Genomic DNA, 12610 nt, shown 5'->3' on the forward strand with positions numbered 1-12610 from the left:
GTGGCCGCGCAAGCGCACGCGCTACAATAGCCCGATCCTCGTTTCGTCATCGGGCGTGCGCATTCATCGCGGCGCCAGGACTGCAAAGCGCACGCGAATATGCCGCAACGCTGGCCCGATTCCCCTTCCGTCGCTGCCGGCGCAGCGTCCCGCGTGATGGCGCCGCGCAGCAAAACACGCGTCGTCGCGCGCGAGCGCGTGGTCGGCCAGTTGATCGAGGCACGGCGCAAGCGCTGCATCGTGCTCCAGGGTCCTGCCGGCTGCGGCAAGACCACCACGCTCCTTGCCTGGCGCGAGGCGCTCCTGCCGCTCGGCTTCGACCTCGCCTGGCTCACCCTCGCGCCGGAAGACGACGACCTCTCGAGCTTCGTCGACGGTCTCGTGGCGAGCCTCGCCCAGGTCGATCCGGCCATCTGTCGCGAAGCCGCGATTCTCGGCGGCCGCGGCGCGGACGACGAAGCCGTCGAGCGCACCGTGATCGCGCTCGTGCGCGCCATCGCCTCCCGCTCCTGCGACCTCGCCCTCGTCATCGACGACCTCGATCACGTCACCAATGCGCGCAGCCATCGCGCGCTCCAGTGGCTCATCGACTACGCGCCGCAAAACCTGCACCTCGTGCTGGTGTCGCGCGGCAACGTTCCCGTGTCGCTCGGCCGCCTGCGCGACCAGGATCTGATGCTCGAACTCAACATGCGCGACCTGCGCTTCACCTTTGCCGAATCCGCGCAATATCTGCACGCGCAACTCGGCGAGGTGAGCGAGCGCGACGCGCGCGCAATGCACGAGCTAACTGACGGCTGGGTGGCGGGTCTGCAGCTCTTCGCCATCCAACTCAAGCGCCGGCGCACGACGGCCGGCGCGGCGGACGTCACGGCGTCGCTTGCGAGCACGCATCTGCACGACGCGCGTGCGTTCGGCGAGTACTTCGAAGGCGCGGTGCTGTCGCGTCTTTCCGCCAGCGAAGTCGAGCTGCTCGTGCGCACGTCGGTTTGCGCGCGGCTGTGCTCCTCGTTGTGCGTCGCGCTCGTTGGCGACGAGCAGCCTGCGAACGAAGTCCTCGCGCTGCTCGCGCGCCTCGAGACCGACAACCTCTTCATCGCGCAGATCGAACGCGTGGGCAACGAGACCTGGTACCGGCTCAACCCGCTCTTTCGCGAAACCTTGCTCGAGCGCCTGCGCACGCGCAGCGAAGCCCTGCAGCGCGCGGTGCATCACGCGGCCTGGTGCTGGTTCCGCGATCACGGCCTGCCCGAAGAAGCGGTGCGCCACGCGCTGCACGCCGGCGAATCGGCGGCGGCCGCCGACCTCGTGCTTGCCGTGGCGCGCGACCTGCAGATTTCCGGCGATTTGCGCAAGCTCGTCTCGCTCATGCACCTGCTGCCGCACGCCGAGATCGAGACGCGCGTGGAGTTGCGCCTGTGGCGCCTGCAGCTCGAACTGTATGCGCGCGACTTCGAAGCCTGCGCCACGACCCTCGCGCGCCTCGAAGCCGACATTCCCGAAGAGAACGCGCATGCGCGCTACCGGCTCACGCTGCTGCGCGCCGCCGTCGACGTACAGCGCGACGACGCCGACAGCGTAGCGGCGCGCCTGCCGCAGATCCTCGCCGCGCCCGCGGACGCCACCAGCATGTCGATCGGCGCGCGCAACAACCTGCTCTCCTGGCTCTACATGCGCCTGGGCGAATACGACGAAGCGCGCGCGTTCCAGACCGACGCGACGCGCCCGCTGCTCGCCGGCTCGCCGTTGATGGGCACCTCGGCCGGCGTGCTCAACGGCCGCTGCATGGCCGGCTTCAGCCACGCACTCGAAGGCCAGTTCCTGCAAGTCGAGCGCATCAGCCGCGACGTCCTCGCCGAGGCGGACGAGCGAGGCAGCAGCGCGGCGGAGCCCGCGTGTCTCGCGGCCGCGCAACTCGGCGAGGCGCTCTACGAATTCAACGACATCGCCGGCGCAAGACGCCTGCTCGAAGACCGCGTCGACGTGCTCGAGCGCGTGTCCATACCGGACTCCGTCGTGCGCGTGCTCACGGTGCTTGCGGCCGCGCATTGGGCCGAGGGTCATCGGCTCGACGCGTTCGCGTATCTCGAGCGGCTCGAGGAGTACGCGAGCCGGCACGGCCTGCCGCGCCTGCTCGCGCATAGCCTCGCCGCACAGGTCCTGCAACATCTGCAATGCGGCCAGTTCGACGACGCGGAGGGCCAGCTCGCGCGCCTCGACACGATCGCGGCGCGCCTGCGCCCCACGCGGCCGCACGCGTGGTACGACGTCCACGCGCTCGCGCAGCGCTCCCATGTGAACTGGTGCATCGCGCACGAAGACTTCGAGGGCGCGGCCCTGCGTTTGCCGGCGCTCATCGCGCTTTGCGGCGAACGGGGCTGGCAGCATCGCGTCGTCCAGCTGCGCATGCAGGCGGCTCTCGTGGACCAGCGGCGCAAGCGCGCAGACGCGGCACGCGAAAACGCGCTCATGGGCCTGCGCCTTGGCCACCGGCTCGGCCTCGTGCGCAGCGTGCTCGACGCGGGCCCGGACATCGTGACGTTCGCCGAACAGGTCGTGCGCGGGATGCCGGGAGTGTCCGCCGATCAGAACCCGCAGGAAAACGGCGGCGACCCGGTGCTGGCGTTTTACGTCGACCGGCTACGCGCGGCACAGGAATCGACCGCTGCGCTCGTAAGCACGACGAACGAAACGGCGCTTGCGCGAGGCGCGGCGCCGAACGTCGCCGAAACCCTCAGCGAGCGCGAAACGAAGGTCGTGAGCCTGCTCGCCCAGGCGCTGCCCAACAAGAAGATCGCCCGCACGCTCGGCATCTCGCCCGAAACGGTCAAGTGGCACCTCAAGAACATCTACGGCAAGCTCGGCGTGTCGAGCCGCGATGAGGCCGTCGCGCGCGTGCGCGACCTCGGCATCGACACCTGAGCAGCATGGCGCGGGCTCGCGCCCAGGCGCTACCCGGTTCGGGTGGTACGACCCGCCTCCCCACCCGCTATGCTTGTTTTAAGGGGTGGCGCCCAGCGGTACCCCTCCCGACAAGTTCAACGTAGTGCGCCCGCCAGGTCGCACACAAACGTTCAGGAGACACGGCTCAATGAGTACGCTCACGGCCAGTCATTCGCCGGCGGTCGCCGTCCGGCCGGTCTGCATGCCTCACCGCCAGACCCTCGTCGAGCGCCGCAATGACGGCAGCCTGATCCTGCGCTCGGCCAATCCGCCCCCCGCCATCACGCAAGCGAGCTTCGCGGACTTCATCGAAGACTGGGCAAAGACGCGTGGCGAGACGGCCGCCTTCTGCGAACGCGGCAGCGATGGCGCCTGGCGGTGCGTGAGCTGGCGCGAGCTGTGGCAGCAGGTCCAGTGCGTGGGCGCGGCGCTGCTCGAGATGGGCCTCGATCAGGCGCACCCGCTCATGCTGCTCTCGGGCAACTCGATCGAACAAGCCATCGTGCTGCTTGCCGCCGAATACGTGGGTATTCCCATCGCGCCGGTGTCTCCCGCTTACTCGATGCTCAGCCAGGACTTCGCACGCCTGAAGGCCGTAGTCGAACTGGTGCCGCCTGCCGCACTGTTCGTGCAGGATGCCGCGTCCTTCCAGCGCGCGCTCGCCGCGCTCGCTCATCTGGACGCACCGGTCATCGCCGTGCGCGGCCCCCGCGCAGATCAGATCGACTGGGCGACGCTCGCGCAGACTGAGCTGACCGAGCCGCGCCGTGCGGCCGTTGCCGCCGCGCGCGCGGCAATCGCACCCGAAGACACGGCGCGTGTGCTTTTCACGTCGGGCTCGACCGGCACGCCCAAGGGCGTCAACCTCACGTACCGCAATTTCAAGGCGGTGGCCTCCTATTTCGCGGACAACCTCGCCTTCCTGCGCGACACCGAGCCCGTATTCCTCGACTGGCTGCCCTGGCACCACGGGCTGGGCGGCGTGCTCAACCTGGGCCGCTCGATCCAGTTCGGCGCGACTCACTACATCGACGACGGCCGCCCCGTGCCCGGCATGATCGAGCGCACCGTGCGCAACCTGCGCGAGGTCGCGCCCACGATCTTCACGAGCGTGCCGTCGGCCTGGGCCGTGCTCGCGAACGAGATCGAGCACGACGCCGAACTCGCGGCGAACCTGTTCTCGAAAGTTCACTTCTTCGGCTACGGCGGCGCGAGCCTGCCCACCGAGGTCTGGGAACGCATCCAGCGCGTCGCGGTGAAGACCATCGGTCAGCGCATCGCCTTCGTGAGCGGCCTTGCCTGCACGGAAACGGCGGGCATGGGCACCTTCTGCGGCTGGCCCACGGATACTGTCGGCAACATCGGCACGCCGGTGCCGGGATCGGAAGTGAAGCTCGTGCCGCTCGAAGGCGAAGATGCACGCTACGAGATCCGCATGCGCGGCGCGAACGTGTTCGGCGGCTATATCAAGCATCCCGAACTGAGTGCAGCGGCGTTCGACGAAGAAGGCTTCTTCCGGCTCGGCGACGCCGTGCGCTTCGCAAATCCGGAAAATCCGTCCGAAGGCCTGCTGTTCGCGGGGCGGGTGGTCGAAGACTTCAAGCTCGCCAACGGCACGTGGGTGCGCACGGGCGCCATGCGGCTCGGCCTGCTCGATCGCTGCGCCCCGCTTCTCACCGACGCCGTGATCTGCGGACACGATCACGCATACGTCGCCGCCCTCGCCTGGCCAAACGTGGCCGCATGTCAACGTTTCGCGCCGGAGCTCGCCGGGCTCGACGCTGCCGCGCTCGTGCGGCACCCCGTTCTCATCGCCGCGCTGAGCGAGCGCCTGCACGGACAGCGCGGCCAGGGCGCTAGCGTTCACGTCGAGCGCCTCATGTTGATGGCCGAGCCGCCTTCCATGGACGCCAACGAAATCGCCGACAAGGGCTACGTCAATCAGGCCGTCACGCGTGCGCGCCGGGCCCACCTCGTCGAGGCGCTCTTTCACTCAGAACCCGCCGCGCATGTAGCACGCGCACGGTAATCCACCCTCGACTCATACTGCTTACGTTCACCGAATCCTATTAACGCTAAGGACTCCGATATGCATATCAACCGCAACGTCTTCCGCGACGACCACGAAATGCTGCGCACCACCGTGCGCCGCTTCCTGGAAAAGGAATGCGCGCCGAAGCAGGCCGAATGGGACAAGGCCGGCAAGGTCGATCGCGAGACCTGGCTCAAGGCCGGCCGCGAAGGCCTGCTGTGCGTCACACTGCCCACCGAATACGGCGGCGGCGGCGGCGATTTCGGCCACGCGGCTGTCCTCAACGAGGAGATCAACCGGGCCGGCGTCAGCGGCCTTGGCTTCTCGGTTCACTCCGACATCATCGCCCCGTATATCGCGCGGCTTGGCAACGAGGAACAAAAGCAGCGCTGGCTGCCGAAGGTCTGCTCAGGCGAATCTATCCTCGCCATCGGCATGACCGAGCCGGGCACGGGTAGCGACCTGAAGGCCGTGCGGACGACCGCCATCCGCGACGGCGACGACTATGTGATCAACGGCAGCAAGACCTTCATCAGCAACGGCCTGAATGCGGACCTCATCGTCATGGTCTGCAAGACCGATCCGGCAGCGGGCTCCAAGGGCGTGAGCCTGATCGTGGTCGAAGCGGACCGCGAAGGCTTTCGGCGCGGCCGCAAGCTCGAGAAGGTGGGCCAGCACGCGCAGGACACCGCCGAGCTTTTCTTCGACAACGTGCGCGTACCCGTATCGAACCGCCTCGGCGAAGAAGGCAAGGGCTTCGCCTACCTGATGGCCGAGCTGCCGCAGGAACGCCTCTCGATCGCCATCGGCGCCGCCGCGAAACTGGAAACCTGCCTCGAGCACACGCTGAACTACGTGAAGGACCGCCGCGCGTTCAACCAGACGGTGTGGGACTTCCAGAACACCAAATTCAAGCTCGCGGACATCAAGGCCCAGGCCGTTGCGGTACGGCTCATGGTCGATCACTACTTGTCCGAACACGTGCGCCGCCGTCTCACGCTGGAAGAAGCCGCCGTTGCGAAGCTCTTCGCGACCGAGGCGCTCGGCAAGGCGCTCGACGAGATGGTGCAGTTGCATGGCGGCTACGGCTACATGCTCGAATACCCGGTGGCCCGCGCATTCGCCGACGCGCGCGTGATGCGCATTTACGGCGGCACGAGCGAAGTGATGCGTGACCTCATCTCGCGCAAGCTCTAAAGAATTTCCACTTTCTCAGGACTACTGATATGACTAAAAACGTATATGTCGCCGGCGTCGGCATGATTCCCTTCAAGAAGCCCGGCACGAGCGACACCTACGACACGATGGGCGCCACCGCGATCCGTCAGGCGCTCAGCGACGCAGGCCTCGACTACACCGACGTGCAGCAAGCCTACGCCGGCTACGTCTATGGCGACTCGACCTGCGGACAGAAAGCGCTCTACCACGTCGGCATGACGGGCATTCCCGTCATCAACGTGAACAACAACTGCGCGACCGGCTCGACCGCGCTATTCCTCGCGCGTCAGGCGGTGCAAAGCGGGGCCGTGGACTGCGCGCTCGCCGTCGGCTTCGAGTTCATGGGCCCGGGCGCCCTCAAATCGGTGTGGACGGACCGCTCGAGCGCGCTCGAGCGCGCTAACGTCATCGTCGACGAACTCGTCGGACGCCAGGAAGGACTCAGCAACGCCATTCGCCAGTTCGCGGGCGCGGGCATGTCGCACATGAAGAAGTACGGCACGAAGCTCGAAACCTTCGCGAAGATCCGCGCGAAGGCGAGCCGCCACGCGGCGCGCAACCCACTCGCCGTGTTCCGCAACGTCGTCTCGACCGAAGACGTGATGGCCGCGCCCATGCTCTGGGAGGGCGTCCTCACGCGCCTCATGGCCTGCCCGCCCACCTGCGGCGCGGCGGCCGCGCTCGTCGTCTCCGAGGCGTTCGCGAAGAAGCGCGGTCTGCGCACCGATGTGATCATCGCGGGCCAGGCGCTCACCACCGACACGCCGAGCACGTACGACGCGCGCGACATGATCCGCGTGGTGGGCTTCGACATGACGCGCTCGGCGGCGAAGAGCGCCTATGAGCAAGCTGGCATCGGACCGCGCGATATCGACGTGATCGAGTTGCACGACTGCTTCGCGCAGAACGAGCTGATCACCTACGAAGGGCTTGGCCTGTGCGCGCAAGGCGAAGGCGAGAAGCTCGTCAACGACGGCGACAACACCTATGGCGGCGAATGGGTCGTCAATCCTTCGGGCGGCCTGCTCTCGAAGGGCCATCCGCTCGGCGCAACGGGGCTCGCCCAATGCTACGAACTCACGCATCAGTTGCGCGGAACCGCGAGCGAGCGCCAGGTGGACGGCGCGAAGGTCGCGCTGGCGCATAACGTGGGGCTGGGCGGCGCGTGCGTCGTCACGGTCTACAAGTCCGATCGAGCTTAAGCATGGCTAACGATATGGAGCGATCCTCATGATCGACAGGCAACACATCGGCAGGACGCTGCCCGCATTTCGCGCGGTGGCCGAAGCGGGCCGGCTGCGCTTCTTCGCTAAGGCGATCGGCGAAACGAACCCTGTGTACTTTGACGAATCGGCAGCCCGCGACGCGGGCCATCCGGGCCTACCGCTGCCGCCCACGTTTCTCTTCTCGCTCGAATTCGAGCAGCCCGATACGTCGTGGCGCGACGAAATCGGCATCGAGCTGCCGCGCATCCTGCACGGCGAGCAGTCCTTCACATATCACCGGCTCGCCTACGCTGGCGACGTGCTGCTGTTCGAATCTCGCCTTGCCGACATCTACGAAAAAAGGGGCGGCGCGCTGGAGTTCGTCGTGCGTGAGACGCGCGTGACGAACCAGCGCGGCGAACACGTGGCCGATCTGCGCAGTGTGATCGTGCAACGCAACGGCTGAAGGGAGACCGCGAATGACTATCCAATACGACACGATTCAGGTGGGCGATACGCTTCCCGCGCTCGAACTGCCGCCCGTCGACCGCAAGACGCTCGCGCTCTTCGCGGGCGCTTCGGGCGACCACAACGCGGTGCATATCGACATTGACTATGCGCGGCGCGCAGGCATGCCCGACGTGTTCGCGCACGGCATGCTCTCCATGGCGTGGCTCGGACGCCTGCTCACCCAATGGGTCGATCAGCGCCAGTTGCGCGAGTTCGGCGTGCGCTTCGTGGGTATCACGCATATTGGCCATCGCATCGTCTGCACGGGGCACGTGGTCGAAAAGTTCGAGGCTGAAGGCGAGCGCCGGGTGCGCCTCGAAATCCAGAGCGCCAACCAGTATGGCGAGCCGCGTGTCGTGGGCGACGCCGTGTTTTCACTGTAAGCAATCCGAATCAAACAATCGAAGGAGATAGCAACATGGGTAAGCTCGATGGAAAAGTGGCGCTCGTCACCGGTTCGGGACGTGGCATTGGCCGCGCGATCGTGGAAAAACTCGCCAGCGAAGGCGCGCGCATCGTCGTGAACGACCTCGATGCCGATCCGGCGCACGAGACGGTCGAAGCGCTGAAGAAAACGGGCGCCGAAGCGGTGGCCTGCGTGGGCAACGTCACGGCGCCTGACTTCGCCGAGCGTTTCATCAACACTGCGATGGGCGCGTACAAGGGCATCGACATCGTCGTCAACAATGCCGGCTACACGTGGGACGACGTGATCCAGAAGATGACGGACGAGCAGTGGTACGCAATCCTCGACTGCCACATGACCGCGCCGTTCCGCATTCTGCGTGCCGCATATCCGCACGTGAAGGCGCTGCATGCCGCCGATGTCGCCGAGGGGCGCGAGGTGTATCGCAAGATCGTGAATATTTCGTCGGTGTCGGCGCTCAACGGTAACGCGGGGCAGATGAACTATTCGTCGGCCAAGGCGGGTGTGATCGGCATGACGCGCGCGCTCGCCCGTGAATGGGGGCGCTTCAACGTGAACGTCAACGCCGTGGCGTTCGGCCTGATCCACACGCGCATGACGACGGCAGACGCGAAGGCCGGCGCGACCGTGAAGATCGAAGGCCGCGACATCCGCGTGGGGCTGAACCCCGAGTTGCTCAAGACGCATGCGCAGCGCAATCCGCTTGGCCGCGGCGGCACGCCTGAGGAAGCGGCGGGCGGCGTTTATCTCTTCTGCACGCCTGAGTCGAACTACATCACCGGGCAGACGGTTGCCGTGGCTGGGAATCTTCAGTAAAGCGAAGAAAACAGTTGGTCATAGCGGGAAAACCCGCCATTGCGCGGGTTTTCCTTTTTCGGCCTGAATTGGGACCTGCCTCGGGTCCTGCGCGCCCTACTCGCCGCCAGCGTCGAGGCCGATGCCGCGCGCCATGCCCGTCGCCGCGATCACCATCACGACGAGCAGCAGCGTTTGCCATCTGCCGATGCGCGCGTATTTCGGCGCTCCGGTGAGATCCGGCACGTCGCCACGCCGCACGGCGAGGCGCCAGCGCAGGAGCGCCATCATGGGTGCGATTTCGAGCAGAAGGATCAGCACGAGCGCACCCATCTTCACGAGAAAGAGCGGTTCGTGGATGTAGTACGGGGCGCCCTTCTCGAAACCGCCGAACGCACGCATCGCGCCCGTCACGATCAGGACAACCGCCGAGCCGCCCCAGCCGTTGTCGGCGCTGAAGATCATCGGCAGGTCTTCGGTGGAAGTGCAACGGCGCAGGCCGCGCGTGCGCCGCAGGATCGACGCGAGCGCGAAGCCGAAGGCGAGCAGATGAACGGCGGCGAGCAACCAGCGTATCAGCATTGCGACTCCTTCGAGTGGACGACAGGAACGGCAAGCAACGGTAAAGCGGCTCAAGCGCGGACGCGGCGCGTCTGCGAGCAGTGCGTCAGACCTGCTTCAGCGCGGCGTCGAGCGCGCGCGCAGCCGTGCGGTCGCCTTCGGAGGCGAGCCGCGCGCGAAACACAGTCTGACGGTTGTGGCCCGCAGCAGCCGGTGAATCCCAGAGCAATTCGATCTTTGGCCGGCGCGCGGGCTTGTCCCCATGCGGCGCCGCTGATCCCACGGCATCCGGCCGCGCCGCGGCAGATGCAACGGGCTCAGGCGTGGCCGCAGACTGCGCAGTCCCTTGATCTGCGGTGGAATCCGAAGAATTCGAAGCGGCAACCGTTTCGGCAACGTCAGTAGCGCTCGCAGGAGCGTCGGCCTGCACCGGCGCGGGCAACAGCGCGGGGCCGGGCGCAATCGCCCCGCCCTGCGGCGCCCCGGAGAGCCAGCGCACCGACAACTCGCGTGCATCGTACTGCCCGACCTTGCGGCTCTCCCGCCAGACGACCGTCGTGCGCGTGGCCGCATCGATCGACACGGCGAAGCGCCCGATCGCGAAACGCCGCGCCGCGAAGTTGCTGCGCCAGAGCGCGCGCGGCCGGCAAATCCAGACTACGGCGGCGTAGAGCGCGGGCGCGGCAACGAGCCAGCCGTTGGTATCGGCCACGGCGTGGAAGGTGCGCCGCCAGCCGGCGGTCCAGACAAACACGCCGATCGAGCCGATCGCGAACAAAAAGCCGAGCACGCCGAAAAAGCGCAGCGCCTGGCGCAGCCACTGCGGCAGCGGGTGAAACGGCCGCTCGACGCGCGCCTTGGCGCCCGGCAGCACGATCAGCAGAAACAGGAAGACGAGATTCAGGCTCGCCGCGGGCGACGACGCCATGCCTTCGAGCGCGGTAAGGAAATTCATTTGCGCCATGGAGTGCAGCCAGCGCGCCAGGATCACGAGCCCGATCGCGCGCAGCGCGAAAAGCGTCCCGGCACCGGGTACGGTGACCGTGGGCGTCGGTCGGGTTCTGGCCAAGGGACTACTCCTCATCTCGCTTGCGTGGGCGCCGCGGATTTTACGGCACGGCCATTATAGGGACATTAAGCGTGCGCCTCACTTGCCGCCGCCGCGAATGTGACAACGCCCCGGTGCACGGGCATCGGGGCGTTGGGGAAAAGCGGGAAAAGGGCGCGCCGCAGCGCGTCCGTTTTCAGTACATACCTTAGCCGGCGTTGACTTCGCGCAGCACGGTGCGATGCTTCTGACGCAGCAGATCTTCGTACACAGCCACGTAGTTGCGCGCCATCACCTTCGACGAGAAGCGCGCTTCGAACGCGGCGCGCACCTTCTCGCGCGACAGCGTCGACAGGCGCTTGACCGCTGCGACGGCGCTGATTTCGTCTTCGACGACGAAGCCCGACACGCCATTCTCGATGACTTCCGGCACCGAGCCGCGCTTGAACGCGATGACCGGCGTACCGCAGGCCATGGCTTCGATCATGACGAGGCCGAAGGGCTCCGGCCAGTCGATCGGGAACACCAGTGCATGCGCATTGCCAAGGAACTCGCGCTTTTCGTGCTCGCCGATTTCGCCGATGTACTCGACGTGCGGCAGCGCCATCAGCGGCTTGATGACTTCTTCATAGTAGGCACGGTCGGCCTTGTCGATCTTGGCGGCGACCTTGAGCTTCATGCCTGCCTGCCCGGCGATGCGGATCGCGCGGTCAAGCCCCTTCTCCGGCGAGACGCGGCCGAGGAATGCGAGGTAGCCGGGCTCGACGTTCGGAATCGGCGTGAGCACGTTTTCCGGCAGGCCGTGGTAGACGGTCTGCTGCCAGTTGGCTTGCTGCAGCGGAATGCGCTGGTTGTCCGAGATCGAAACGACCGGCACGTCGTTGAACGCGTTGAACACCGGCTGCAGTTCCGGCAGATCCAGACGGCCGTGCATGGTCGTGACGAACGGCACCGGCTGGCGCTGGAACAGCGAGAACGGGTAATAGTCGATGTGGAAGTGCAGCACGTCGAATTCGTCCGCGCGGCGGCGAACTTCTTCGAGCAGCAGCATGTGGGGAGCCATCACGTCGCGAATCGTGGGGTCGAGGCGCAGTGCCTGCGGCCAGAACGCTTCGAGCTTTGCCGAGGTGATCGAATCGCCGCTGGCGAACAGCGTGACATCGTGGCCCTGTTCGACCAGCGCTTCGGTCAGGTAGGAGACCACCCGTTCCGTGCCGCCGTACAGCTTGGGAGGAACCGCCTCGTGCAACGGAGCGATTTGAGCGATTCGCATAGTGGTGAACTCCTTCCTCGTAATAAATCGGGCAATAGACTGCAAATTTGACAATCGACCTATGCAGGCTGCGGCTTCCTTGTCGCCACGCGCCTTACAGGCGTTCCGTACCGCTAACCGCGCCGGAAATCCGGACACAGAGCCGACGCAGTTGTGAAGCGGCAAGAGAGCGCACACGCGGCGGTTCAGGCGGTAAACGCGCAGGGTTCGCGGCCGTTGACACAAAAGCTGTCAAATTCCCTACGCCGTCCGAGTCGGCATTATCCCGGTCCAGGGTAAATGCCGGCTAGATCATTTCAAAGTCTTTACGTTGTTACAAACCGGAAACACTCCGCAACCCATTGTTTTCCAAGAGAGTTCTAGATTGGGGGCTGCGCTGCGGAAAACAACTGCGGGCGATTGTCGCGGCACGGTGCGCATCAAACGATCGCGCTCGTACGGTTCCTGATTCGCTACCGGCGGACAGCGCGTGGCGAGCGAGCACAGCGGCGCTTTTCCGAATGCAATCCGTAATTCTATCTCTAAAACACCCATCTCTAAAACGGTCCACGATTCCTGTTGAACCTCCGCTGCAACAACGTGTCCCCAATCTGTATCC

Annotated in this window: 10 protein-coding genes; 7 read left to right on the forward strand and 3 right to left on the reverse strand. The window is 66.0% G+C overall.

The features are described 5' to 3' along the window. The first annotated feature begins 99 nt into the window (after nucleotides 1-99). The 7 genes from JMY28_RS22770 (at nucleotide 100) to JMY28_RS22800 (ending at nucleotide 9151) form a co-directional block, all read left to right on the forward strand. Nucleotides 100-2922 carry a LuxR C-terminal-related transcriptional regulator gene (locus tag JMY28_RS22770; protein WP_201698169.1) on the forward strand — a complete coding sequence of 941 codons (2823 nt, stop codon included), beginning with the start codon at nucleotides 100-102 and terminating at the stop codon, nucleotides 2920-2922. Between the two features lie 169 nt (nucleotides 2923-3091). Continuing rightward, nucleotides 3092-4972: a feruloyl-CoA synthase gene (locus JMY28_RS22775; protein WP_201698170.1), complete on the forward strand. Its 1881-nt coding sequence runs from the start codon at nucleotides 3092-3094 to the stop codon at nucleotides 4970-4972. A 60-nt stretch (nucleotides 4973-5032) separates the two neighbouring features. Further along, nucleotides 5033-6172 (forward strand): acyl-CoA dehydrogenase family protein, encoded by a 1140-nt coding sequence (locus JMY28_RS22780; RefSeq protein WP_201698171.1) that lies wholly within the window; start codon nucleotides 5033-5035, stop codon nucleotides 6170-6172. A 29-nt stretch (nucleotides 6173-6201) separates the two neighbouring features. Beyond that, on the forward strand, nucleotides 6202-7395 hold the full coding sequence (locus JMY28_RS22785; RefSeq protein WP_201698172.1) for a lipid-transfer protein: 1194 nt from the start codon (nucleotides 6202-6204) through the stop codon (nucleotides 7393-7395). Between the two features lie 28 nt (nucleotides 7396-7423). After that, nucleotides 7424-7864, forward strand: a complete 441-nt coding sequence (locus tag JMY28_RS22790) for a MaoC family dehydratase N-terminal domain-containing protein (protein ID WP_201698173.1) — start codon at nucleotides 7424-7426, stop codon at nucleotides 7862-7864. 13 nt (nucleotides 7865-7877) lie between these two features. Beyond that, a complete protein-coding gene (locus JMY28_RS22795) occupies nucleotides 7878-8291 on the forward strand; it encodes a MaoC family dehydratase (protein WP_201698174.1) in 414 nt (137 codons plus the stop codon). A gap of 35 nt (nucleotides 8292-8326) precedes the next feature. Next, nucleotides 8327-9151, forward strand: a complete 825-nt coding sequence (locus JMY28_RS22800) for an SDR family NAD(P)-dependent oxidoreductase (RefSeq protein WP_201698175.1) — start codon at nucleotides 8327-8329, stop codon at nucleotides 9149-9151. Between the two features lie 96 nt (nucleotides 9152-9247). Here JMY28_RS22800 and JMY28_RS22805 read toward each other — a convergent pair whose 3' ends face one another. From JMY28_RS22805 to JMY28_RS22815, 3 genes are all read right to left on the reverse strand, one after another. Then, nucleotides 9248-9712, reverse strand: coding sequence for a DUF2214 family protein (locus JMY28_RS22805; protein WP_201698176.1), 465 nt, complete (start codon nucleotides 9710-9712; stop codon nucleotides 9248-9250). Nucleotides 9713-9797: 85 nt separating this feature from the next. After that, on the reverse strand, nucleotides 9798-10760 hold the full coding sequence (locus tag JMY28_RS22810) for a hypothetical protein (protein WP_201698177.1): 963 nt from the start codon (nucleotides 10758-10760) through the stop codon (nucleotides 9798-9800). Between the two features lie 187 nt (nucleotides 10761-10947). After that, a complete protein-coding gene (locus JMY28_RS22815) occupies nucleotides 10948-12012 on the reverse strand; it encodes a glycosyltransferase family 4 protein (RefSeq protein WP_201698178.1) in 1065 nt (354 codons plus the stop codon). Between the last annotated feature and the right edge of the window lie 598 nt (nucleotides 12013-12610).

Origin of the sequence: Paraburkholderia hiiakae (assembly GCF_904848665.1) — a bacterium.
Lineage (GTDB): Bacteria > Pseudomonadota > Gammaproteobacteria > Burkholderiales > Burkholderiaceae > Paraburkholderia > Paraburkholderia hiiakae.